Source organism: Flavobacterium hydrophilum (assembly GCF_003202405.1).
Classification (GTDB): Bacteria; Bacteroidota; Bacteroidia; order Flavobacteriales; family Flavobacteriaceae; genus Flavobacterium; species Flavobacterium hydrophilum.
This window is the reverse complement of record NZ_QJHL01000002.1, coordinates 297,552-321,630: the sequence shown is the minus strand read 5'-3', so window position 1 is coordinate 321,630 and position 24,079 is coordinate 297,552. Positions and strand designations below refer to the sequence as shown.

Here is a 24,079-nt window from a genome sequence, read left to right as displayed (position 1 = left end):
TACAATGAAGAAAACTATTATAACAATCGTAATCATAATCGCAGCTTTGGGTGTGATTGGATATGTTTTAAGCAACAATAAAAAGGAAAACAAAGCAAAAACGGATATCGTTGCAGAAAAAAATGCAGCAGTTTCAGTAAAAGTTACTCCTGTAAAAACAGAAGAAATTTCGTTAGACTTCGTTGCAAACGGAAATTTTGCACCAACTCAGGAATTGACTTTCTCTGCTGAAAAATCAGGAAAAGTAATCAGCGTTTTGGCTAAAGAAGGTGACTACGTAAGAGTAGGCCAGACTTTATTGACCATGAGAGGTGATGTAATTAATGTAAGTGCACAACAAGCTCAGGCGGTTTATCAAAATGCAAAATCTGATTACAGCAGATACGAAAACGCTTTTAAAACCGGAGGAGTTACAAAACAGCAATTAGATCAGGCAAAATTGGCTTTAACAAATGCTGAATCTAATTTAAAACAAGCAAACATTAATGTTGGAGACACAAAAGTAAAAGCACCAATCAACGGATTTATTAATAAAAAATACATTGAGCCGGGATCTATCCTAACAGGAATGCCTGCTACTGCTTTATTTGATATTGTAAATACATCTAAATTAAAATTAACAGTAACAGTTAACGAAAATCAGGTTGCAAGTCTTAAAAAAGGAGATAATATTAATATAACTGCAAGTGTTTATCCTGACAAAACATTTTCAGGTAAAATTACTTTTATAGCTGCAAAAGCGGACGAATCTTTAAACTTCCCTGTTGAAATTGAAATCACAAACAATTCTAATAATGACCTGAAAGCAGGTATGTACGGAACAGCCAATTTTGCTTCAAAACAACAAAAACAAAACTTAATGGTAGTACCTAGAAATGCATTTGTTGGAAGTGTAAGCAGTAACGAAATTTTTGTTGCTGAGAATGGTAAAGCTAAATTGAAAAAAGTAACTGCAGGAAGAATTTTAGGTGATAAGGTAGAAATTATCAACGGATTAGCTGATGGAGAAAATGTAATTACTACAGGTCAGATTAACTTACAAGACGGAAATACAGTAGAAATTATTAAATAAAAGTAATTAGTACTTAGTCACTAGTCCTTAGAATTGGGTAATATTAAAAACTAGGGATTAGGAACTAAAAATCTAAGGACTTAAAAAAGAAATATATGAAATTAGCCGAAATATCCATAAAACGTCCGTCGTTGGTAATTGTATTGTTTACAATTCTGACCCTTGGTGGATTGTTCAGCTACAGCCAACTGGGCTATGAGCTGATCCCAAAATTTGAACAAAACGTTATTACAATTTCTACGATATATCCCGGAGCTTCTCCAAGTGAGGTAGAAAATACAGTTACTAAGAAAATTGAGGATGCGATCGCGTCTTTAGAAAACGTAAAGAAAATCGATTCGAAATCGTACGAGAGTTTGTCTATCGTTTCGATTACGCTGACATCTAATGCAAAAGTCGATTTTTCTTTGAATGATGCGCAGCGAAAAATAAACGCTATTATTAGTGATTTACCTGATGACGTGAAAACACCGGCACTGACAAAATTCTCGTTGAGTGACTTACCAATCATGACACTTGGTGCCAATGGAAAAATGGACGAAGCAGAATTTTATGACTTAATTGACAAAAAAATTGCTCCTATTTTATCCCGAGTACAAGGTGTTGCTCAGGTAAATATCATTGGTGGTTCAGAGCGTGAAATTCAGGTAAACCTTGATGCTCTTAAAATGCAGGGTTACGGATTATCTATTCCGCAGGTACAACAAAACATCCTGACTTCGAATTTAGATTTTCCAACAGGAAACATCCAGACCCGTGATCAAAAAATATTAATTCGTTTAGCCGGTAAATATAAAAATGTTGAAGAATTAAGAAACCTGGTTGTTTCTTCTCAAAACGGAATTCAGGTTCGTTTAAGCGATATTGCCGATGTTCAGGATACTCAAAAAGTGGCTGAAAAAATTTCTCGTGTAGATCAAAAAAGTGCAATCGTTTTACAAATCGTAAAACAATCTGATGCTAATGCCGTTGCGGTAAGTGAGCAATTATTAAAAACTATTGCAACCCTTGAAAAAGATTATAAAGTAAACCAATTAAAACTTGAAGTTGCAAAGGACAGTACCATTTTTACATTAGAAGCTGCAGATTCTGTAGTTCACGATTTATTGATTGCGGTAATTCTGGTAGCTTTTGTAATGTTGTTCTTTCTTCACAGTATCAGAAACTCATTAATTGTAATGGTATCGATTCCGGCATCTTTGATTGCTACTTTTATCGGTATTTATTTAATGGGATATACTTTGAACTTAATGAGTTTATTAGGATTATCCCTCGTCGTAGGTATTCTGGTCGATGATGCGATTGTGGTACTTGAGAATATTTACAGGCACATGGAAATGGGTAAAAGCCGTATTCGTGCGTCTTATGATGGAACTGCCGAAATTGGTGGAACTGTAACTTCGATTACATTGGTAATTGTGGTAGTATTCTTGCCGATCGCGATGAGTTCCGGATTGGTATCAAATATTATTACACAATTCTGTGTAACGGTAATTATTTCAACGTTGTTATCATTATTAGCTTCGTTTACTATTATTCCTTGGCTTTCTTCTCGTTTCGGAAAATTAGAGCATATTGAAGGAAAGAATTTATTTGGAAGAATCATTCTTGGTTTCGAAGATTATTTAACTCGTTTTACAAACTGGGTATCTAATTTATTGACCTGGTGTCTGGATCATTACATTAAGACTTTCGTTGTTGTAATTATATTATTTTTTGCTTCTACAATCGGATTAATGGGTGGTGGTTTTATTGGTGGAGAGTTCTTTGCATCATCTGACAGTGGGGAATTTTTAGTTCAAATCGAAATGCCAAAAGATGCATCTTTAGAACAAACGAACTTCATGACCCAAAAAGCAGAAGCTTACTTAAAACAACAAGAGTATGTTCACAGTCAAATTACAACTGTAGGACAAACAAGTGAAGGTTTTGGTGCATCTCAGGCAACAGCATACAAAGCAGAGATTGACGTAAAGATGATCGAGCAAAAAGATCGTACAGATGATGCGAATGTTTATGCTGCAAAAATCAAACGTAAACTTGAAAAAGTATTAGTTGGCGCAAAAGTTAAAACCGTTCCGGTTGGTATATTAGGAACTGCTGAAGATGCTACTTTAGGTTTGATCGTTACAGGTCCATCTACAGAAAGTGCTATGGCTTTTGCAAAATTAGCTGAAGCTGAATTACGTACTATTCCGGGAACAACAGAGATCAAATTAACAGTTGAAGATGGAAACCCTGAGGTTAACGTAAAAGTAGACCGTGATAAAATGGCTGCTTTAGGGTTGACACTTCAGACAGTTGGTTTAACTATGCAAACTGCTTTTAGTGGAAATACGGATGGTAAATACCGTGCAGGTGAATATGAGTACGATATCAACATCAGATACAATGCTTTTGACAGAAAAAGTATTACTGACGTTAGCAATTTGATTTTCATAAACGCAGCTGGTCAACAAATTAAATTGTCTCAGTTTGCTGATATTACAGAAGGATCAGGACCTAGCCAGTTAGAACGTAGAGACAAATCGGCTTCTGTAACAGTAAAAGGACAAAACGTTGGAGTACCATCTGGAACAATTGTAGGGATTTGGCAGGAAAAACTGGATAAACTTAAAAAACCGGCCGGAGTAAATTACATCTGGGGAGGTGACATGGAGAACCAGTCTGAAGGATTTGGTACTTTAGGAATCGCTTTATTAGCCGCTATTATTTTGGTTTATCTTGTAATGGTGAGTTTGTATGACAGTTTTGCGCATCCATTCGTTGTATTGTTTGCTATTCCGCTTTCTTTCATTGGAGCGATGTTAGCTTTGGCATTAACAAACAACTCACTAAATATATTTACAATCTTAGGTATTATTATGTTGATTGGTCTGGTGTGTAAGAATGCGATCATGCTTGTCGATTATACCAACCAAAGAAGAGCAGCAGGAGAATCAATCAGAACTGCATTAATTCAGGCAAACCACGCTCGTTTACGTCCAATCTTGATGACAACCATTGCGATGGTATTTGGTATGTTCCCAATTGCATTAGCATCAGGAGCAGGAGCTGAGTGGAAAAACGGTTTGGCATGGGTAATCATCGGAGGATTGATTTCTTCTTTATTCTTAACCCTGATTGTAGTTCCGGTAATTTATAATATCATGGAGAAATTAATTCAGAAATTCTCTAAAGGAGATAAAATCGATTATGAAGCTGAAATGGTAGCTGATTACGAGCATACCGAATTAAGCGAAGACGGTTTTAACCCTAAACATACGCATTAATTAATTGTTGATTTGATTTAAATTGAAAGCCTGTTCATTCATTTTGAACAGGTTTTTTTTTATAGTAATATTAATATTTGCTTAAAATCAGCTTAAGATGTTAATTTTTTAAATAAAAATAAATTTTAACCTTTAATTAGTGTTTTATTTAGAATAAATAAGAATAGTTTGCACAGTTAATATTCAAAACTTAAATTTGCGCTATCAAAAACAATTCTAAATAAGATGAAAATAAGATTTACAATACCACTATTAGGTTTATTCTTTATTTTGCTAACTACAATAACTGCAACAGCACAGGAAAAAGCAACAATTAAAGGAAAAATTACTTTAACCAATAACGAATCGTCAGATAATATTTCTGTAGTTTTAAAGGGTACCCGCCTGGGAACAATTACGGATGAAACCGGAAATTATAAAATAAAAAATGTTAAACCCGGAACTTACACAATAAAAGTATCTGGTGTTGGGCTTTCAACTACAGAAAAAAATATCGTTGTAAATGAAGGTAAGGAGTATATTGAAAACTTCAACATCACTTCAAACTCAGAAGAACTTACTGAAGTTCTGATCAACGCAGGCAAAACAAATCATTTTGCCCGTAAAGAGAATCAGCAGGTATCAAGATTACCTCTTAAAAACCTTGAAAATCCACAGGTATATACAACTATTACAGGTGAAGTATTAAAAGAACAAGTGGTAACAAATTTTGATGATGCTTTAAAAAATGCTCCGGGAGTAACACAACTTTGGGCTTCTACAGGTCGTGGTGGTGATGGTGGAGGTTATTATGCCTTAAGAGGATTCGCTGTTCAGCCTACAATGGTTAATGGACTTCCAGGTTTAACAAACGGAAGTTTAGAGCCTGCAAATGTTGACAGAATTGAAGTTATCAGAGGTCCATCCGGAACATTATTTGGTAGCAGCTTAATATCATACGGGGGATTAATTAACACCACAACCAAAAAACCCTACAAAGGATTTGGGGGCGAAATAAATTATACTGCCGGAAGCTATGCTTTGAACCGTGCAACTGTTGATCTTAATACTTCATTAAACGAAAAGAAAACATTAAATTTCAGGGTAAACTCTGCATACAATAATCAAAATAGTTTTCAGGATGCCGGTTTTAGAGAATCTTTCTTCATTGCACCTTCTGTATCTTACGAAGTAAACAACAGATTATCATTTCTTGTTCAAACAGAATTTATGAACAATGAAACTACTAACCCAACAATGTTGTTTTTTGACAGAGGGTTTCCATTAAGAGTTCATAATATTAATGAATTAAAATATGACAATAAGCGTTCTTACACCAGTGATGAGCTAACCATTAAAACGCCTTCATTTAATGTTCAGGCGCAGATGAATTATAAACTTTCTGATCAATGGACATCACAAACAATTTTCTCAAACAGTACTGCAAAATCTAAAGGTTACTATTCCTATCTTTATGAAGGAACGCAATTTTTTCCTACTATTACAGAAGGAATTGTCCTTGCTCGTTACTTTAATTATCAGGATAATGAAAACAAATCTACTGATATCCAACAAAATTTTATTGGTGATTTTAAAATAGGAAGTCTAAGAAACAGATTAGTTGTTGGTTTAGATTATTATAAAAGAACTTTTGCTGATTATGGTTCAAATTATTTTGGAAACGGATACGTTTATATAGGAGATGATCTGGCTTCATTTAATGCCGTTTTTGGCCCTTCTAACGGTGATACGGGTGATTTAACTAAAGCAGGATCCGATGCAATAGTAGGCAATAGCCCAAGAAGTAACAGTAAAACAAAACAAGAAGTTTACAGTGCTTATTTCTCTGATGTGATAGATCTTTTTCCTAATTTATCAGCAATGGTTAGTTTACGTGCAGATCGTTTTATGAATGCTGAAAATGACGGATACAATCAAACAGCTCTTTCTCCTAAATTTGGTTTAGTTCTTCAGCCGGTGATTGATAAAGTATCGATTTTCTTAAACTACATGAATGGTTTTACAAATACAAGTCCTTCACAAGATGTTCAAACTGATGGAAACGGAGATATAATCAGAACAAACAGAACATTTGGCCCTGAGCGTGCTAATCAATTTGAATTTGGAACCAAAGTAAATATTTTCAACGATAAATTATATGCAACTTTTAGTTATTACGAAATAAAAGTCGAGGATATGGTTTACGGTATCAGACCAAATGCTACTGATGTTACTTATTATCAGGACGGAGCACAGGATAATAATGGTATAGAATTCGAAATTGTTGCCAATCCAATTAATGGCTTAAATATTATCGCAGGGTACAGCTATAACGAAGCAATTTTAAGAAAAGGTGATATTGATTTTGTAGGACACAGATCTGAAAATGCAGGTCCTAGAAATCTGGCAAACCTTTGGGCAAGTTATAAATTTACAAACGGTGTACTGAGAGGTTTCGGGTTAGGTTTTGGAGGAAATTATATTGGAGATAATCTCATAATGAACAGAACTACTGCAGGAACATTTACTATCCCTGAATATGTAGTGCTGAATTCTTCATTATTTTACAATGCTGAAAAATTTGGAATAAATCTTAAATTAAACAATATTGCAAACAAAGAAATTTATGACGGATGGTCAACAGTACATCCTAAAGATCCTAGAACTATTGCAGCAAGTTTTACGTACAGATTCTAAATAAAATAACATAAAAACACCTTTCTAATAATACAGAGAGGTGTTTTTTAAATTTTTAAAATTATGATAACAATAGCAAGTCTTATCGTTTTTTTAGCTTTTTACACCTTATATTATACTTCAAAAAGAGCTGTTTTATCGTATGATTTAGGTTTTGAAAAATGGATGCAGAAAAATCCAAAACAAACCAAAATCACCGGATTAGTTTTACTTTTGACTGCTTATGGTTTTTGGCTTTTTACACAATCTCTGGGCTGCGGAACCTTAATATTTTTTATTCAGCTTATGGCAGTAGGAAGTTTAATTGTATTATTAACTCCCTTAAAAAAAGTAAGCCGTTTATCGTTACTGATTCTTTTTATAATAATTGCTTTATTAGAATTTTATTACACTTAAACATGCCAGCAAATCCTAAATACCTAACAAAATCAAAATGGCAACGATTTGCCAAAATTACTGCGGCTATTCTGGGCGGCTATTTTGTTTCTGTGACATTTCATTTGGCTTTAGCCAGCTGGTTTAGTCGTGCTGATATTCTTATAACAATGGCTTTTAGCGGCTTTATTCTCTGGGTAGCTCTAATGGTTGTTGCCTTTTTAGCTAAAAACGGATGGAAAATCTGGTTGATTTACCTATTTCTGTCATTAGTTTTCTCTCTTTTAATATATTTAGGACAAACTTATAATCCAAGCGCACAATAAACTATGAGCAATCGTAATTATAATATTTATTTTCATACGCATACTGTTAGCGGAATTGTTATCAGTGTAGTGCTTTTTGTGATATTTTTTGCCGGATCGTTTTCCTTTTTCAGGGATGAAATCATCAATTGGGAAAGAAATGAATCAGCTCCCATTTCACGGGAAATTGATTTAAACTACGACGCTGCCTTAAAAAAACTGGACAAAGAATATATTTTGCACGGACGAAATATTACTATTTCTAAGCACAGTAACGAAAGAAAAGTTAATATTTATGCTGAAGGAACTAAAGATACTTTGGCTCCTGCCAAACAAAAAGAAGGAAGCTTTTTTTATTTAGACACAAAAAACTATAAAACATCAACTTACGAAGAGTCATATTCTCTTGGAGAGTTTTTATACCGTTTGCATTTTCTTGCTCAGGTTCCTTATCCTGTAGGGTATTATCTTTCCGGTTTTATTGCGCTGTTTTTCTTATTCGCAATAGTAACAGGGGTTTTATTGCACTGGAAAAAAATTGTATCTAATTTTTATGTTTTCCGTCCGAAAGAAAAGCTTAAAACATTATGGACAGATGCTCATACGGCATTAGGAATGATTGGTTTGCCTTTTCAGTTTGTTTATGCTGTGACTGGTGCTTTTTTTATGATTAAACTTCTAATTGTCGCTCCTGCTGTAATGGCGCTCTATAAAGGAGACCAGGACAAATTATATAAAGAACTGGAATACACAGATCCTGAATTTAAGTTTGACAATAAAAAATTAGCAACACCTTTTAGTATTGACCAATTAGTTTCGAAAGCAAAAAGCAATTGGAACGATTTTGAAATAACCCGTGTCATGATTCAAAATTACGGGGATACCAATATGCATGTTTTGGTAGAAGGGGAATTGTTAAGCACCAAAAAATTTACCGGAATAGGAAAAGTAGTTTACCGTATATCTGATGGAAAAGAAGTTGCAAGAAAAAATCCTGAAACGCAAAACAATTATTTAGATGTTGTAAAAAATGTTTTATACCGTATTCATTTTGGTGATTATGGAGGATATGCTTTAAAAATAGTAAGCTTTGTTTTAGGAATTATAACCTGTTTTGTGATTATTTCAGGAGTTATGATTTGGTTAATAGCAAGAGATAAGAAAAATATACCTGAAAAGAAACGTCGTTTCAATGAAGGTGTTGTTCGTATTTATCTGGCAATCTGTTTAAGCATGTATCCTATTACCGCTTTGGCTTTTATTGCAGTTAAACTGTTTCATCCTTTAAGCCAATCTAATTTGTACAGCATTTATTTTATCGGATGGCTGTTGCTTACTATCTTTTTTATTATTAAAAGAAACGATGCGTTCACTAACAAATGGTGTTTGATTTCGGGAAGCATTTTAGGATTTATAATTCCAATTGCTAATGGAATTATAAGCGGAAATTGGTTTTGGAATTCGTTTCTGCAAAACAAGATTCAGATTTTCTTTATTGATGTTTTCTGGATTGTTTTAGCCTCAATTACACTTTATACAGCTTTTTCATTAAAACCAAAAGAAGCAAATAAGATTTTATAAAATCAAAAAGGGAGAAAATTTCAATGAAATTTTCTCCCTTTTTTCTTAACTAAATAAATATTAATTTGTATGAGCTAAAACTTTTTCTTCTAAGTTTTTAACCGAATTAATTTTGCTGTTTGAATAGTCTACCTGAGAAATGTTTTTGTCGTTAAAATAAATCCATTTTCCGGTTTTTAATCCGTTTGTGTATTCTGCTATTGCTTTTTTATTGCCATTCTCATCATAAGATACCCAAACACCATCTAACTTTCCTTCTTTAAAAAAACCTTCTTGTTGTACTTTACCATTTTCATAGTAATAAGTAGCTCTCACTTTGTTTCCAACAGCTTCCAATTCCGGTTTTGTCTCTTGTGCAACTAAAATTCCAGAGAACAATATTGCAACTAAAATTACACACTTTTTCATATCTTTAGGTATTAAATGTTATCAAATCTTTATCAAATATAATTAATAGTTTACATTAAAAAAACTTTTGCTTAACAATTTGATAACATTGGGTAAAAGCTTAACATTGGAAATCAGCCGGATATAAAAAAACCAACGCTGAAGCATTGGTTTTACTGGTTTTTTTTAAAAATACAGAAATTACGATAACGTTGTAAATTTCATAAATAATTTAGTTCAATAGTGCATCTAATTGTTTTTCAAGATCTGGCGATGATGGTCTGTCAGCATCCGGGTTTACAATATTCCCTTTTGGATCAATCAATATAAATCTCGGAATTCCGGTTACGCCATAACTCGTTACAAATTCAGATTCCCAGTCTTTGTCTGCAAACAACTGTATTCCTCCTAAATTTTTATCAGCAACGAATTTTTTCCATTTTTCATTATCCTTTGCTTTGTCAATCGAAATACTCACAAATTCAATATTTTTACCATGGTATTTCTCTTCTATTTTTTGCAGGAAAGGAATTTCTGCCCTGCAAGGCCCGCACCATGTTGCCCAAAGATCTATATAAACGTATTTTCCTCTTAAGTCAGAAAGTTTTGTTTTGCCTCCTTTATAATTTTCATAATCAAAATCCGGAGAAGCTGTTCCTTTTAATTTGTTTGCTTTAGCAGTACTTTCATACGTCTGAACTGCATACTGATTAAATTGTGCAAATGAATTTTTTAAAGCCATTTGAAACTCAGGATCCAATTTTCCTTTTTCAAGAGTCTCATTGTCCAGCTTTGTCTTTGCATCTAATAGTGCTCTAAATTCGGCTTCTTCTTTTGAAAATGCCTCATTTTGAAATTTTTCATTGCTTAAAGAATACTGAGCCAGAAAATTATTTTCCTCAACTCCTTTACCTTTATAAACAATGGTTTCATCAAATTGTTTAGCGTCCATTGTCAGATTTATTTCTGAATCTGGCTTTAAATACAAACCGGATACTTCTGTCCCGTCTGAAAATTGATAAAACCCTTTCGGTGCTTCAAAAGTAGCAGCAAAAATTCCCTTTTTATCTACAGGAATAACCTGGGTAAAATTATTTGCTCCGCGTATCACTAAAGTATCACTGTTTCTGTTAGCAATTTTAGCCGTAAACTTAATTTTATTTTTTGTTTGTGCATCAACATTAAAAACGCTGAACATAATCAGAGCTAAAAGAAAAACTTTTTTCATAATTGATTTTATTTTGAGTAGACCAAATCTAAAGAAATTCCATGTGAGAAATTTACCTCTTAACAAAATATTTAAAATTTATAAGCATCATGTTATTACTTTTCTACATTAATTTGAATTTTGTGTTTACTTTTGCAGTCTAAAATTTTGATCAATGTATAGAAGTCATAATTGTGGCGAATTAAATGCCTCAAATATTAATACCGAAGTTACACTTGCAGGCTGGGTTCAGAAATCTCGCGATAAAGGATTCATGAATTGGGTTGATTTACGCGACCGTTACGGAATCACGCAGCTTATTTTTGATGAAAGCCGTACTGATAAAACTGTTTTCGAACTGGCAAAAACACTTGGAAGAGAATTTGTAATTCAGGTAAAAGGAACGGTTATTGAGCGTGAAGCTAAAAACAAAAACATCCCGACTGGTGAAATCGAAATTTTAGTTTCTGAATTGACTATTTTAAATGCCGCTCTTACACCTCCATTTACTATTGAAGATGAAACTGACGGTGGTGAAGACATCAGAATGAAATACCGTTATTTAGACATCAGAAGAAATCCGGTAAAAAACAGTTTACTCTTCCGTCATAAAGTAGCGATGGAAGTTCGTAAATATCTGTCTGATTTAGATTTCTGCGAAGTTGAAACTCCTTACCTAATCAAATCTACTCCGGAAGGGGCAAGAGATTTCGTTGTTCCAAGCCGTATGAACGAAGGACAATTTTATGCATTGCCACAATCTCCACAGACTTTCAAACAACTTTTGATGGTTGGTGGAATGGATAAATATTTCCAGATTGTGAAATGTTTCCGTGACGAAGATTTACGTGCAGACCGCCAGCCGGAGTTCACACAGATTGACTGCGAAATGGCATTTGTGGAGCAGGAAGATATTTTGAATGTTTTTGAAGGACTGACAAGACATTTATTAAAAGAAATAAAAGGTATTGAAGTAGATAAATTCCCAAGAATTACCTACGATTACGCCATGAAAACATACGGAAATGATAAACCGGACATTCGTTTCGGAATGGAATTTGGCGAATTGAACGAATTTGCTCAGCATAAAGAATTTCCTGTATTCAACGCAGCAGAATTAGTTGTCGGAATCGCTGTTCCAGGCGCAGGAAATTATACAAGAAAAGAAATTGACGGGTTAATTGACTGGGTTAAACGTCCGCAGGTTGGAGCATCAGGAATGGTATATTCAAAATGCAATGATGACGGAACTTTTAAATCTTCTGTAGATAAATTTTACGATCAGGCCGACTTAGCACAATGGGCAAAAATTACAGGTGCAAAACCCGGTGATATGATTTTTGTACTATCCGGACCAGCAAATAAAACTCGTGCACAATTATCTGCTCTTCGTATGGAATTGGCAACCCGTTTAGGTTTGCGCAAACCGGAAGAATTTGCACCATTATGGGTTGTAGATTTTCCACTATTGGAACTTGACGAAGAAAGCGGCCGTTACCATGCTATGCACCACCCGTTTACATCTCCAAAGCCTGAAGATATTGCACTGTTAGAAACAGATCCCGGAAAGGTTCGCGCAAATGCTTACGATATGGTTCTTAATGGTAATGAAATTGGTGGAGGATCTATCCGTATCCACGATAAGGCTACTCAGCAGTTAATGTTCAAATATTTAGGATTTACAGAAGAAGAAGCAAAAGCACAATTTGGTTTCTTAATGGATGCTTTCCAGTTTGGAGCGCCGCCACACGGAGGATTAGCTTTTGGTTTAGACCGTTTGGTAGCTATTTTAGGAGGTCAGGAAACAATTAGAGATTTCATAGCATTCCCTAAAAACAATTCTGGGCGAGATGTAATGATCGATGCTCCTGCAGCAATTGATGAAGCACAATTAAAAGAATTATCTATCAAATTGGATTTATAATCATTTTTTATAAAATTTATATACAAAAGAGCAACATAAAATTATTTGTTGCTCTTTTTTTGAAAAAAAAAATTTGTAAGAATTAAAAAAATAAAGAAGTTAATAAGTAGTCCGTTTATTACAATAAACCGACTATAATCAGCACTTGAGAGCTATAAAAAATCTTTAATTTAATCATTATCACCTTAAATTTGATGCAAAATAAATATCGAAAACACTGTGAATCAATAATTTTTACAAAAAATTAACACCTTAGTGTCTTTTGTATGAATTTATATATTACATTTGCTTTATTATAAATTATTATTACAATTACAATGCGTACAGGTACAGTAAAATTTTTCAATGAATCTAAAGGTTATGGATTCATTACAGACGAAGAAACAGGAAAGGACATCTTCGTTCACGCTTCAGGAATTAACGCGGAAGAATTACGCGAAGGTGACCGTGTAAGCTACGAAGAAGAAGAAGGAAGAAAAGGGAAAGTTGCTGCTAAAGTAGCAGTAATCTAAGAAAAATATAGCAATTTATTTTTTTTGCCTCTGAATGGTTTAAAACGTTTCGATTTATTTCGAAACGTTTTTTTTTGTTTTCTGGTTAAAAAAATGTGAAAGTTTTATTTATTATTTATAATCAATAAAAATTACACTTAAACCCTGTTCAGCGCTATACTTAAATCCTTTTTTAGCTTGTGATTTACAGAGTTGAAACCTATCTTTGTGGCTTATTTTTAAGTAAAAAAACCAAGTTTTATGCAATCTGACCAATACAGCTATCTTCCTATTTTAATGCAGCTTATCCTTGCTGTTGGATTTGTGGTAGGAACTATCATTATTTCGGGAAAATTAGGACCAAAAAGAACCTCAGAAACTAAAGATAAAAACTTTGAGTGCGGTATAGAATCCGTTGGTAATGCGCGTATTCCTTTTTCAGTAAAATATTTCCTTGTAGCCATTTTGTTTGTATTGTTTGATGTAGAGGTTATTTTCCTTTATCCATGGGCTGTAAACTTTAAAGAGCTGGGAATTGAAGGAATGCTGAAAATGATTGTTTTTATGGCTTTACTTTTAGTTGGCTTTTTCTATATCATCAAAAAGAAAGCACTGGACTGGGAATAAAAATATTTATTTTAAATTATAAATGCTGAATTATAAATTATTTGAACATTCAAAATTTATAATTCAAAATTCAAAATAACATACAAAATGAGCGATTCAAATGTAAATATGGTTGCCCCTCCTGAAGGCGTTGTTGGTGAAGGTTTTTTTGCCACAAAGCTAAATGACGTTGTAGGTTTGGCACGCGCGAATTCTCTTTGGCCATTGCCTTTCGCAACTTCATGCTGCGGAATCGAATTTATGGCAACTATGGCTTCACATTACGATTTAGCAAGATTTGGTTCTGAGCGTGTGAGTTTTTCTCCTCGTCAGGCCGATATGTTAATGGTAATGGGAACTATTTCTAAAAAAATGGCACCCATTTTAAGACAGGTTTACGAACAAATGTCTGAACCACGTTGGGTAATTGCAGTTGGAGCCTGTGCTTCATCAGGTGGAATCTTTGATACTTATTCTGTTTTACAAGGAATAGACAAAGTAATTCCAGTTGATGTTTATGTACCGGGATGCCCTCCAAGACCGGAACAAATTGTTGACGGTGTAATGAAACTTCAAGAATTGGTAAAAACTGAATCTGTGAGACGAAGAAGCTCTCCGGAATACCAAGAATTATTAGCTTCTTATAACATTTCATAAGATGGCTTTAGAAAATAACCTGATTCAGAATAAACTTATCGAAACATTTGATTCAAGTGTTTTTAACTTTCAACAGGAAAGAGATATTTACTCATTCGAAACGTCTGCTGATAAAATTACAGCCCTGATTCTTTTTCTTAAAAACGATCCGGAATTACGCTTTCATTTTTTAACAGACTTATGTGGTATTCATTATCCTGATAATGAAACAGAACGTCAGTTTGCTATAGTATATCATCTTCATAACTGGTATGAAAACAAACGTATCAGAATTAAGGTATATCTTAACGGTGAAAAACCCGAAATCAAATCAATTTCAAATATTTTCTTAAGCTCCAATTGGATGGAAAGAGAAACATACGATTTCTTTGGGGTAAACTTTATTGGTCACCCACAATTAAAACGTATTTTGAATATGGACGAAATGGTTTCTTTTCCGATGAGAAAAGAATTCCCAATGGAAGACAGCGGAAGAACAGATAAGGATGACCGATTCTTTGGAAGAACAACAACAAATTGCTAAATAAATAATTCAACATTATAAAATGTCAGAACTATTATTATCACCAGAGCATCGATATGCTAAAATTATAAAGGAGAAACTAAACGAAGACGGAAGCGAGCTTTCTGTACTTAATTTAGGCCCTACTCACCCTGCAACTCACGGTATCTTTCAGAATATCTTATTAATGGATGGTGAAAGAATTCTTGAAGCTGAACCAACAATTGGTTACATCCACAGAGCTTTCGAAAAAATTGCCGAAAACCGTCCTTTTTATCAGATTACACCTCTTACAGACCGTATGAACTATTGCTCCTCTCCTATTAATAATATGGGATGGTGGATGACTTTAGAAAAATTGTTAGGTATTGAAGTTCCAAAAAGAGCTCAATATTTAAGAGTTATTGTAATGGAATTGGCGCGTATTACAGACCATTTAATCTGTAACTCGATTCTTGGTGTAGATACTGGTGCTTATACCGGTTTCTTATACGTTTTTCAATTTAGAGAAAAAGTTTACGAGATTTACGAAGAAATTTGTGGTGCCCGTTTAACAACCAATATGGGAAGAATTGGTGGATTTGAAAGAGACTGGTCTCCGGAAGCTTTCAAAAAGATAGATGCTTTCCTTGAAGAATTTCCAATTGCATGGAAAGAATTCGAAAACTTATTCGAAAGAAACAGAATTTTTATTGACAGAACTGTAAACGTAGGAGCTATTTCAGCAGAAAAAGCAATGGCTTACGGATTTACAGGACCAAACCTGCGTGCGGCAGGAGTTGATTATGATGTCCGTGTTGCACATCCTTACTCCTCTTACGAAGATTTTGATTTTATTGTTCCTGTTGGAAAATCAGGTGACACTTACGATCGCTTCTGTGTTCGTAATGCAGAAGTTTGGGAAAGTTTAAGCATCATTCGTCAGGCTTTAGATAAAATGCCGGCAGGAAATGAATATCATGCAGAAGTTCCGGATTATTACCTTCCTCCAAAAGAAGATGTTTATACTTCGATGGAATCTCTAATTTATCACTTTAAGATTGTCATGGGAGAAGTTCCTGTACCAGTTGCAGAAATTTATCATCCGGTTGAAGGAGGAAACGGAGAAATTGGATTCTATTTGGTTACCGACGGAAGCAGAACTCCATACAGATTACATTTCAGAAGACCTTGTTTTATTTATTACCAGGCTTATCCTGAAATGATTAAAGGCGCATTACTATCAGATGCAATTGTTATTTTATCAAGTTTAAATGTTATTGCCGGAGAATTAGACGCATAAATGAATTATAAATTTTGAGTTATAAATTATAAATGCCAAAAACATTTAGAATTTAAAATTTAAAATTCAAAATAATAAAAAATGGAACGTAAACATTACAAACAAGAAATAAACATGACTGAAGCATTGATGTCCCGCATCAATGAATTGATTAGTCATTATCCTGAAGACAAAAGAAAATCAGCTCTGTTGCCTGTTTTGCACGAAGTGCAGGATGCGCATGATAACTGGCTGAGCATTGAGTTGCAGAATAAAGTTGCCGAAATTTTACACATAAAACCAATTGAGGTTTACGAAGTGGTTACTTTTTACACCATGTACAACCAAAAACCAATTGGAAAATACATGTTTGAATTCTGCCAGACTTCTTGTTGCTGTTTAAATGGTGCCGAAAATTTAATGGATTACACTTCTGAAAAATTAGGCATCAAAATGGGCGAAACAACTCCGGACGGAATGTTTACCATTGCCGGTGTAGAATGTTTAGGTGCCTGCGGATACGCTCCGATGTTGCAGCTGGGTGATTTCTACAAAGAAAAATTGACAGAAGACAAAATCGATCAGTTAATCGCTGATTGCAGAGATGATAAAATAATATTACACGATAAATAAGATGTCAAAAAAAATATTATTAGACAAAATCAATATTCCGGGTATTAAGACCTACGAAGTGTATCGCCAAAACGGCGGATATGCTTCTGTAGAAAAAGCTTTAAAAACCCTTACTCCTGACGAAGTTGTTGAAGAAGTAAAAAAATCAGGAATCAGAGGTCGTGGTGGAGCTGGTTTCCCAGCGGGAATGAAATGGAGTTTTATTGATAAAAAATCAGGAAAACCAAGACATTTGGTTTGCAACGCTGATGAATCTGAACCAGGAACTTTCAAAGATCGTTATTTGATGGAATTTATTCCTCACTTATTGATCGAGGGAATGATTACTTCAAGTTTTGCTTTGGGCGCTAACCTATCTTATATCTACATTCGTGGAGAATATATGTGGGTTTTCAAAATTTTGGAAAAAGCAATCAACGAAGCAAGAGCTGCAGGTTGGTTAGGAAAAAATATATTAGGTACAGGTTACGATTTAGACTTGTATGTTCACTGTGGAGCCGGTGCTTATATTTGCGGGGAAGAGACTGCACTTATAGAATCACTGGAAGGGAAAAGAGGAAATCCTCGTATCAAACCGCCATTCCCTGCAGTTTCAGGGCTTTGGGCAAATCCAACAGTTGTAAACAATGTTGAAACAATTGCTGCGGTACCATGGATTATCAACAATTCAGGTGATGAGTATGCTAAAATTGGAATTGGCCGTTCTACAGGAACTAAATTAATTTCGGCTTCAGGACATATCAAAAACCCAGGAGTTTATGAAATCGAATTAGGCTTAAGTGTTGATGAATTCATGAATTCTGATGAGTATTTAGGCGGAATGTCATCAAACAGACCTCTGAAAGCTTTGGTCCCGGGCGGTTCTTCTGTGCCAATTTTACCAGCTGAATTGATCTTCAAAACAGCAAACGGTGAAGACCGTTTAATGTCTTATGAATCTTTAAGTGATGGTGGTTTCGCTACCGGATCTATGTTAGGTTCAGGAGGGTTTATCGTGTACAACGACACATCATGTATCGTAAGAAACACATGGAATTTTGCCCGTTTTTATCACCACGAATCCTGCGGACAATGTACACCTTGCCGTGAAGGAACTGGTTGGCTGGAAAAAATATTACATCGTATTGAAAACGGTCATGGCCGTGAAGAGGATATCGAATTATTATGGAGCATTCAGAGTAAAATCGAAGGAAATACGATTTGTCCGCTTGGCGATGCGGCTTCGTGGCCGGTAGCAGCAGCTATTCGTCATTTCAAAGATGAATTTGAATACCACGTGCGTTTCCCTGAAAAAATAAAAAACAGAGATCATTTTGTTGCTGAACCGTTTTCGCAAGTGAAACATCTGGTTGGCGGTAAAATAATCGTATAATAAAAATATAAAAGAAGTACGAAGTTAATATATTAAAAGGACAGCAAATTCTTTTCAATATTCCGACTTTCAACAAAAATTTAAAATAGTTTCAAGTTTCAAGTTATTCTAGTTTCAATACCGATAACTATCGGCACTGAAATATTAAACCTGAAACTAAAAAAACATAATAAAGAGATGAAAGTAACCATAGACGGTCAAAGTATTGACGTAGAACCAGGAACTACCATCCTGCAGGCGGCGCGTATGATTGGAGGGGATTTAGTTCCGCCAGCCATGTGCTATTACTCCAAATTAAAAGGCAGCGGCGGTAAATGTCGTTGTTGTTTAGTTGAAGTTTCTAAAGGAAGCGAAGCTGACCCAAGACCAATGCCAAAATTAATGGCATCTTGTGTAACCGGCTGTATGGACGGAATGGAAGTAAACAGCAAATCTTCTGACAGAGTTACTGAAGCCCGCAAATCTGTAACAGAATTTTTATTGATCAACCACCCTTTAGATTGCCCTGTTTGTGATCAGGCTGGTGAATGTGATCTTCAAAATTTAAGTTTCGAACACGGAAATCCAAAATCACGTTTTATCGAAGAAAAAAGAACATTTGAGCCAGAAGATATTGGTCCTAATATTCAACTGCATATGAACCGTTGTATCTTATGTCAAAGATGTGTACAAGTTGCAGATCAACTGACAGATAACAGAGTTCACGGAGTATTAGACCGTGGTGACCACGCTAATATTTCTACCGGAATCTCAAAAGCTATCGACAATGAATTCTCCGGAAACATGATTGATGTTTGTCCTGTTGGAGCTTTAACTGACAAAACTTTCCGTTTTAAATCAAGAGTTTGGTTCAACAAACCTTATAACGCACATAGAGAATGTACAACTCCGGGATGCTGCGGTAAAACTACCGTTTGGATGTTTGGAGGCGAAATTCAGCGTGTAACAGGTCGTAAAGATGAGTATCATGAAGTAGAAGAATTTATCTGCAACAGCTGCCGTTTTGACCATAAAAACGTTAATGACTGGGTTATTGAAGGACCAAGAGAATTTGAAAAAGATTCTGTTATCAACCAAAACAACTACACTCAAAAATTAGAAAAAGTACAAATCGATACTGAAAAGAATATTCTTTTAGGTAGAGATGAAGACCGTAAAAAAATTAGTATGGCTGAAATTCCATTAAACACTAACAACCAAAATTCTTAACGATGGTAGATGGTGCGTTTATTATAGAAAAAAGTGTTGTAATTGTTGTGGTTTTTGCCATTACCATGATTATGGCGATGTACTCAACTTGGGCTGAACGTAAAGTTGCAGCTTTTTTACAAGACCGTGTAGGACCTAACCGTGCGGGATGGGGAGGTTTATTGCAGCCTCTTGCCGATGGTTTGAAATTATTTTCGAAAGAAGAATTTTTCCCAAATACACCAAACCGATTTTTATTTGTAGTAGGTCCGGCAATTGCCATGAGTACGGCTTTGATGACAAGTGCCGTTATTCCGTGGGGGGACAGATTACATCTTTTTGGAAGAGATATTTTATTACAAGCTACCGATATCAATATTGCTTTGTTATATTTCTTTGGAGTTGTTTCTGTTGGAGTTTACGGAATCATGATTGGCGGATGGGCTTCAAACAATAAGTTCTCTTTGATGGGAGCGGTTCGTGCAGCATCTCAAATGGTTTCTTATGAAGTTGCTATGGGATTATCCATGATTGCTTTGTTGATGATGACGGGAACTTTGAGCTTGAAAGAAATCTCATTACAACAGGCCGGAATGAATTGGAATGTTTTCTACCAGCCTTTATCTTTCCTAATTTTCCTTATTTGTGCTTTTGCTGAAACCAACAGAACTCCTTTTGATTTAGCAGAATGTGAATCTGAGTTGATTGGTGGTTACCATACCGAATATTCATCTATGAAAATGGGATTCTATCTATTTGCTGAATATGCGAATATGTTTATCTCGGCTACTATTATTTCAGTATTGTTTTTTGGAGGATACAATTATCCGGGTATGGACTGGATGGTTGAAAATGCAGGCGTAAACATTGCTAATATATTAGGAATTGTAGTATTGTTTGCCAAAATATGCTTCTGGATCTTTTTCTACATGTGGGTTCGCTGGACGATTCCGAGATTTAGATATGATCAATTGATGCACTTGGGATGGAAAATTTTGATTCCGCTTTCTATTGCAAACATTATTGTGACAGGAATCGTAATTTTAAGACACGATCTCGCTGCTTTCTTAGGGTTCTAAAATACCGGATTCCCCTAGCCCTGATAGGAGCGGCATCTCCCGCTTTAGAAAACAAGGCTTTTTAGCCGTAGTTTTTGTTAGCGGGAATACAGCGGATAGCAGGATTAGCTACTAAATAAAAAATAAAATAGATTTGAATTTGGCTTAATGATCAAATTAAATCACAAAATATAGATTAAAATGTCAATAGAAACTATATCATTATCGGGTAGAAAAAAGTTAGTCTCTAACAAGGAGATGACTTTTTTGGAGCGATTGTATCTTGTGGCGATTGCTAAAGGTTTATTGATTACCATTAAACACTTTTTCAAAAAGAAAGCTACTATTCATTATCCGGAACAAGTACGTGAAATGAGTCCGGTGTATCGTGGTCAGCACCAGCTAAAACGTGATGAGCAAGGTCGTGAAAACTGTACTGCCTGCGGATTATGTGCTTTGTCATGCCCTGCTGAAGCCATTACTATGAAAGCAGCTGAGCGTAAAGCAGATGAAAAACATTTGTACAGAGAAGAAAAATATGCTTCGATTTACGAAATCAATATGCTGCGTTGTATTTTCTGTGGACTGTGTGAAGAAGCCTGTCCAAAAGATGCTATTTATTTGACGACTTCGAAAGTATTGGTTCCTTCCAGTTATGAAAGAGAAGATTTCATTTTTGGAAAAGACAGATTAGTGATGCCTCTTGATGTGGCCATCAAAAATGCTCAACTTAATAATGCTAACTAAATGATACATATTCCTGATTTTGCTCACGCAACTACTGTACAAGTAATATTTTGTTTCTTAGCGTTTATCACGGTCATTACAGCGTTCCTGACCATTTTTAGCAGAAACCCAATTCATTCTGCTATTTATTTAGTGATTTGTTTCTTTTCTATTGCGGGTCATTATTTATTATTGAATGCTCAGTTTTTAGCTATTGTTCACATTATAGTCTATTCGGGTGCGATTATGATTCTGTTCCTGTTTACGATTATGTTGATGAATCTGAACGAACAACGAGACGTTCACCGCCCAAGAATTACACGTTTAGGGGCAATTGTTTCTTTTTGTTTAATTGTTATTGTATTAATTACAATTTTTATTAATTCAAAACCAATTGTTGGTGAATATGACTCAACCGGAGAAGATTTCCAATCGATTAAGGTTTTAGGTAAAATATTACTGAACGAATATATGGTTCCGTTTGAATTTGCTTCAATCTTACTTTTGGTTGCAATGATTGGAACGGTTCTATTGTCTAAAAAAGAAAAATTAAATAAATAATGGATAATATATTAAATCAAATAGGTATTGAAAATTACATCTTTTTAAGTGTTGTACTTTTCTGTATTGGTATTTTTGGTGTATTGTACAGACGAAATGCAATTATTGTTTTTATGTCTATCGAAATCATGCTGAATGCGGTAAACCTTTTATTTGTTGCATTTTCGACTTATCATCAGGATGCACAGGGACAGGTTTTTGTGTTCTTTTCGATGGCAGTTGCTGCAGCTGAAGTTGCTGTAGGATTGGCTATTTTAGTTTCGATCTTTAGAAATTTAGGTTCGATTAGTATCGATAATTTAAAAAATTTAAAAGGATAAATGGAAATGGATACCAATTTAGCTTTACTTTTAGTATTAACTCCTTTTTTAGGATTTTTAATCAATGTTTTCTTTGGAAAAAGCTTAGGAAAAACAGTTTCAGGAATTATCGGAACTGTTGCTGTAGTAATTTCTTTCATCGTTACTCTTGTACTTTTTGATCAAATAACTTCAACCGGAAAAGCAATCGAAGTTACTTTATTTGACTGGATTCAGATTAGTAACTTAAAAATCAATCTTGGATTTTTATTAGATCAATTATCTGTTCTTTGGCTGCTTTTCGTAACCGGAATCGGATCTTTGATTCACTTATACTCTATCAGTTACATGCATGATGACGAAAACATGCACAAATTCTTTTCTTATTTGAATTTGTTCGTTTTCTTTATGATTACACTTGTAATTGGAAGCAACTTATTAGTGCTGTTCATTGGATGGGAAGGTGTTGGACTTTGTTCTTACCTATTAATTGGATTCTGGCATAAAAACCAGGATTACAACGATGCTGCAAAAAAAGCATTCATCATGAACAGAATTGGGGATTTAGGTCTTTTGATTGGAATGTTTATTTTAGGATATACTTTTAAAACATTAGACTATACTGAATTAAAGCAAACGATTCTAACAATTCATTATGAGCCGCAAATAGCCTGGAATGTATCAATTGCAGCATTATGTTTGTTTATAGGGGCTTGTGGTAAATCTGCACAAATTCCATTATACACCTGGTTACCGGATGCGATGGCGGGTCCAACTCCAGTTTCTGCATTGATTCACGCAGCTACAATGGTTACAGCTGGTATCTTCATGATAACAAGATTAAACTTTGTTTTTGACCTTGCTACAGATGTTCAAACTGTTATTGCAGTTATTGGAGCTATCACTTCATTAGTTGCCGCAACAATTGGACTAGTTCAAACCGATATTAAAAAAGTATTGGCTTACTCTACAGTTTCTCAATTAGGTTTAATGTTTTTAGCATTAGGATTTGGAGCTTATGAAGTAGCTGTATTTCACGTGATCACACATGCTTTCTTTAAAGCCTGTTTATTCTTAGGTTCAGGATCTGTTATTCACGGATTGCACGGAGAGCAGGATATGCGTAAAATGGGAGGGTTGCGTAAAGCAATGCCAATTACGTTCTGGACCATGTTGATTTCTTCATTGGCCATTTCCGGAGTTCCATTTTTCTCAGGATTCTTCTCTAAAGATGAAATTTTATTGACGGCTTTCCACCACAGTATTCCATTATATGTTGTTGGATCTGTAGCTTCAATCATGACAGCTTTCTATATGTTCCGTTTAATGTTCTTAACTTTCTTCAAAGAATTTAGAGGAACAGAAGAACAAAAACATCATTTACATGAAAGTGGTTCACTAATTACTATTCCGCTTATCATCCTTGCTATTTTAGCAGCTTTTGGAGGATTGATCAGTTTACCTGGACATAGCTGGTTAAATGAGTATTTAGCACCCCTTTTCACGAAAGTGGCTGGCGAAGAACATCATTTAGGAGCAACAGAATATACTTTAATGGGAGTTGCTGTTTTAGGTGGATTATTAGGGATTTTAATTGCTTACATTAAGTACTTTAAACAAGATAATGTTCCTGAATCAGATGAAAACATTACAGGTTTAAGCAAAGTTTTATACAATAAATACTATGTAGACGAAATCTACGACGCAGTATTCGTACAGCCAATAAACGTTTTATCTAAATTCTTTAGAGATTATATCGAAACCGGTTTATCTGCTCTTGTTTTTGGATTAGGTAAAGTGGCAAATGAAATTGCTTTTCAAGGAAAGAGATTACAATCGGGAAGTATCGGATTATATCTGTTTGTTTTTGTTTTAGGGATGTGTGCCATTATTTCCTATATATTTTTAGCTCAATAATATTATAAC

At 34.6% G+C, this 24,079-nt stretch carries 22 protein-coding genes; 20 read left to right on the top strand and 2 right to left on the bottom strand.

Going from position 1 to position 24,079, the window contains the following annotated elements; genetic code table 11:
- Nucleotides 1-4 precede the first annotated feature (4 nt).
- From DMB68_RS10565 to DMB68_RS10540, 6 genes are all read left to right on the top strand, one after another.
- Nucleotides 5-1,072: an efflux RND transporter periplasmic adaptor subunit gene (locus DMB68_RS10565; RefSeq protein WP_110346647.1), complete on the top strand. Its 1,068-nt coding sequence runs from the start codon at nt 5-7 to the stop codon at nt 1,070-1,072.
- A gap of 95 nt (nt 1,073-1,167) precedes the next feature.
- The gene (locus DMB68_RS10560) at nt 1,168-4,344 is read left to right on the top strand and encodes an efflux RND transporter permease subunit (RefSeq protein ID WP_110346646.1); all 3,177 of its coding nucleotides are present in this window, start codon (nt 1,168-1,170) and stop codon (nt 4,342-4,344) included.
- Nucleotides 4,345-4,569: 225 nt separating this feature from the next.
- Complete coding sequence (locus DMB68_RS10555; RefSeq protein ID WP_110346645.1) at nt 4,570-7,020, top strand: TonB-dependent receptor; 2,451 nt, start codon at nt 4,570-4,572, stop codon at nt 7,018-7,020.
- Between the two features lie 63 nt (nt 7,021-7,083).
- Nucleotides 7,084-7,416, top strand: coding sequence for a hypothetical protein (locus DMB68_RS10550; protein ID WP_110346644.1), 333 nt, complete (start codon nt 7,084-7,086; stop codon nt 7,414-7,416).
- A gap of 2 nt (nt 7,417-7,418) precedes the next feature.
- Nucleotides 7,419-7,721: a hypothetical protein gene (locus tag DMB68_RS10545; protein ID WP_110346643.1), complete on the top strand. Its 303-nt coding sequence runs from the start codon at nt 7,419-7,421 to the stop codon at nt 7,719-7,721.
- A 3-nt stretch (nt 7,722-7,724) separates the two neighbouring features.
- Nucleotides 7,725-9,281 (top strand): PepSY-associated TM helix domain-containing protein, encoded by a 1,557-nt coding sequence (locus tag DMB68_RS10540; protein WP_110346642.1) that lies wholly within the window; start codon nt 7,725-7,727, stop codon nt 9,279-9,281.
- Nucleotides 9,282-9,341: 60 nt separating this feature from the next.
- Here the strand turns inward: DMB68_RS10540 and DMB68_RS10535 are convergent, their stop codons facing one another.
- Both DMB68_RS10535 and DMB68_RS10530 read right to left on the bottom strand, forming a co-directional pair.
- A complete protein-coding gene (locus DMB68_RS10535; RefSeq protein WP_110346641.1) occupies nt 9,342-9,689 on the bottom strand; it encodes a toxin-antitoxin system YwqK family antitoxin in 348 nt (115 codons plus the stop codon).
- Nucleotides 9,690-9,900: 211 nt separating this feature from the next.
- Nucleotides 9,901-10,896, bottom strand: a complete 996-nt coding sequence (locus DMB68_RS10530) for a TlpA family protein disulfide reductase (RefSeq protein ID WP_110346640.1) — start codon at nt 10,894-10,896, stop codon at nt 9,901-9,903.
- A 154-nt stretch (nt 10,897-11,050) separates the two neighbouring features.
- Here DMB68_RS10530 and aspS point away from each other — a divergent pair, with 154 nt between their 5' ends.
- From aspS to nuoL, 14 genes are all read left to right on the top strand, one after another.
- Entirely contained in the window at nt 11,051-12,799 is a 1,749-nt protein-coding gene (aspS, locus tag DMB68_RS10525) for an aspartate--tRNA ligase (protein WP_110346639.1), read from the top strand.
- Between the two features lie 317 nt (nt 12,800-13,116).
- Nucleotides 13,117-13,311: a cold-shock protein gene (locus DMB68_RS10520; RefSeq protein WP_007137066.1), complete on the top strand. Its 195-nt coding sequence runs from the start codon at nt 13,117-13,119 to the stop codon at nt 13,309-13,311.
- Between the two features lie 240 nt (nt 13,312-13,551).
- On the top strand, nt 13,552-13,917 hold the full coding sequence (locus DMB68_RS10515) for an NADH-quinone oxidoreductase subunit A (RefSeq protein WP_110346638.1): 366 nt from the start codon (nt 13,552-13,554) through the stop codon (nt 13,915-13,917).
- A gap of 87 nt (nt 13,918-14,004) precedes the next feature.
- The gene (locus tag DMB68_RS10510; RefSeq protein ID WP_110346637.1) at nt 14,005-14,553 is read left to right on the top strand and encodes an NADH-quinone oxidoreductase subunit B; all 549 of its coding nucleotides are present in this window, start codon (nt 14,005-14,007) and stop codon (nt 14,551-14,553) included.
- A gap of 1 nt (nt 14,554) precedes the next feature.
- Entirely contained in the window at nt 14,555-15,076 is a 522-nt protein-coding gene (locus DMB68_RS10505) for an NADH-quinone oxidoreductase subunit C (protein ID WP_110346636.1), read from the top strand.
- Between the two features lie 22 nt (nt 15,077-15,098).
- The gene (locus DMB68_RS10500; RefSeq protein ID WP_110346635.1) at nt 15,099-16,337 is read left to right on the top strand and encodes an NADH-quinone oxidoreductase subunit D; all 1,239 of its coding nucleotides are present in this window, start codon (nt 15,099-15,101) and stop codon (nt 16,335-16,337) included.
- A gap of 81 nt (nt 16,338-16,418) precedes the next feature.
- Nucleotides 16,419-16,949 (top strand): complex I 24 kDa subunit family protein, encoded by a 531-nt coding sequence (locus DMB68_RS10495; protein WP_110346634.1) that lies wholly within the window; start codon nt 16,419-16,421, stop codon nt 16,947-16,949.
- Nucleotide 16,950: 1 nt separating this feature from the next.
- On the top strand, nt 16,951-18,321 hold the full coding sequence (gene nuoF, locus DMB68_RS10490) for an NADH-quinone oxidoreductase subunit NuoF (protein WP_110346633.1): 1,371 nt from the start codon (nt 16,951-16,953) through the stop codon (nt 18,319-18,321).
- A 177-nt stretch (nt 18,322-18,498) separates the two neighbouring features.
- Nucleotides 18,499-19,530: a 2Fe-2S iron-sulfur cluster-binding protein gene (locus DMB68_RS10485; RefSeq protein WP_110346632.1), complete on the top strand. Its 1,032-nt coding sequence runs from the start codon at nt 18,499-18,501 to the stop codon at nt 19,528-19,530.
- A 2-nt stretch (nt 19,531-19,532) separates the two neighbouring features.
- The gene (nuoH, locus tag DMB68_RS10480; RefSeq protein ID WP_110346631.1) at nt 19,533-20,588 is read left to right on the top strand and encodes an NADH-quinone oxidoreductase subunit NuoH; all 1,056 of its coding nucleotides are present in this window, start codon (nt 19,533-19,535) and stop codon (nt 20,586-20,588) included.
- A 180-nt stretch (nt 20,589-20,768) separates the two neighbouring features.
- Nucleotides 20,769-21,314, top strand: coding sequence for a NuoI/complex I 23 kDa subunit family protein (locus DMB68_RS10475; RefSeq protein ID WP_165830123.1), 546 nt, complete (start codon nt 20,769-20,771; stop codon nt 21,312-21,314).
- A complete protein-coding gene (locus DMB68_RS10470; protein ID WP_110346629.1) occupies nt 21,315-21,854 on the top strand; it encodes an NADH-quinone oxidoreductase subunit J family protein in 540 nt (179 codons plus the stop codon).
- Complete coding sequence (gene nuoK / locus DMB68_RS10465; RefSeq protein ID WP_110346628.1) at nt 21,854-22,174, top strand: NADH-quinone oxidoreductase subunit NuoK; 321 nt, start codon at nt 21,854-21,856, stop codon at nt 22,172-22,174. Before DMB68_RS10470 ends, nuoK begins: the two co-directional genes overlap by 1 nt.
- A gap of 6 nt (nt 22,175-22,180) precedes the next feature.
- Complete coding sequence (gene nuoL, locus DMB68_RS10460) at nt 22,181-24,070, top strand: NADH-quinone oxidoreductase subunit L (protein WP_110347076.1); 1,890 nt, start codon at nt 22,181-22,183, stop codon at nt 24,068-24,070.
- The last annotated feature ends 9 nt before the right edge of the window (nt 24,071-24,079 follow it).

Coding starts and splice junctions, on each gene's coding strand:
- DMB68_RS10495 (WP_110346634.1), top strand. CDS start 16,419: ATGGAACGTAAACATTACAAACAAGAAATAAACATGACTGAAGCATTG.
- DMB68_RS10505 (WP_110346636.1), top strand. CDS start 14,555: ATGGCTTTAGAAAATAACCTGATTCAGAATAAACTTATCGAAACATTT.
- DMB68_RS10470 (WP_110346629.1), top strand. CDS start 21,315: ATGATACATATTCCTGATTTTGCTCACGCAACTACTGTACAAGTAATA.
- DMB68_RS10550 (WP_110346644.1), top strand. CDS start 7,084: ATGATAACAATAGCAAGTCTTATCGTTTTTTTAGCTTTTTACACCTTA.
- nuoH (WP_110346631.1), top strand. CDS start 19,533: ATGGTAGATGGTGCGTTTATTATAGAAAAAAGTGTTGTAATTGTTGTG.
- DMB68_RS10560 (WP_110346646.1), top strand. CDS start 1,168: ATGAAATTAGCCGAAATATCCATAAAACGTCCGTCGTTGGTAATTGTA.
- DMB68_RS10515 (WP_110346638.1), top strand. CDS start 13,552: ATGCAATCTGACCAATACAGCTATCTTCCTATTTTAATGCAGCTTATC.
- DMB68_RS10555 (WP_110346645.1), top strand. CDS start 4,570: ATGAAAATAAGATTTACAATACCACTATTAGGTTTATTCTTTATTTTG.
- DMB68_RS10530 (WP_110346640.1), bottom strand. CDS start 10,896: ATGAAAAAAGTTTTTCTTTTAGCTCTGATTATGTTCAGCGTTTTTAAT.
- DMB68_RS10500 (WP_110346635.1), top strand. CDS start 15,099: ATGTCAGAACTATTATTATCACCAGAGCATCGATATGCTAAAATTATA.
- nuoF (WP_110346633.1), top strand. CDS start 16,951: ATGTCAAAAAAAATATTATTAGACAAAATCAATATTCCGGGTATTAAG.
- DMB68_RS10520 (WP_007137066.1), top strand. CDS start 13,117: ATGCGTACAGGTACAGTAAAATTTTTCAATGAATCTAAAGGTTATGGA.
- DMB68_RS10535 (WP_110346641.1), bottom strand. CDS start 9,689: ATGAAAAAGTGTGTAATTTTAGTTGCAATATTGTTCTCTGGAATTTTA.
- DMB68_RS10510 (WP_110346637.1), top strand. CDS start 14,005: ATGAGCGATTCAAATGTAAATATGGTTGCCCCTCCTGAAGGCGTTGTT.
- DMB68_RS10475 (WP_165830123.1), top strand. CDS start 20,769: ATGTCAATAGAAACTATATCATTATCGGGTAGAAAAAAGTTAGTCTCT.
- nuoL (WP_110347076.1), top strand. CDS start 22,181: ATGGATACCAATTTAGCTTTACTTTTAGTATTAACTCCTTTTTTAGGA.
- DMB68_RS10545 (WP_110346643.1), top strand. CDS start 7,419: ATGCCAGCAAATCCTAAATACCTAACAAAATCAAAATGGCAACGATTT.
- nuoK (WP_110346628.1), top strand. CDS start 21,854: ATGGATAATATATTAAATCAAATAGGTATTGAAAATTACATCTTTTTA.
- aspS (WP_110346639.1), top strand. CDS start 11,051: ATGTATAGAAGTCATAATTGTGGCGAATTAAATGCCTCAAATATTAAT.
- DMB68_RS10485 (WP_110346632.1), top strand. CDS start 18,499: ATGAAAGTAACCATAGACGGTCAAAGTATTGACGTAGAACCAGGAACT.
- DMB68_RS10565 (WP_110346647.1), top strand. CDS start 5: ATGAAGAAAACTATTATAACAATCGTAATCATAATCGCAGCTTTGGGT.
- DMB68_RS10540 (WP_110346642.1), top strand. CDS start 7,725: ATGAGCAATCGTAATTATAATATTTATTTTCATACGCATACTGTTAGC.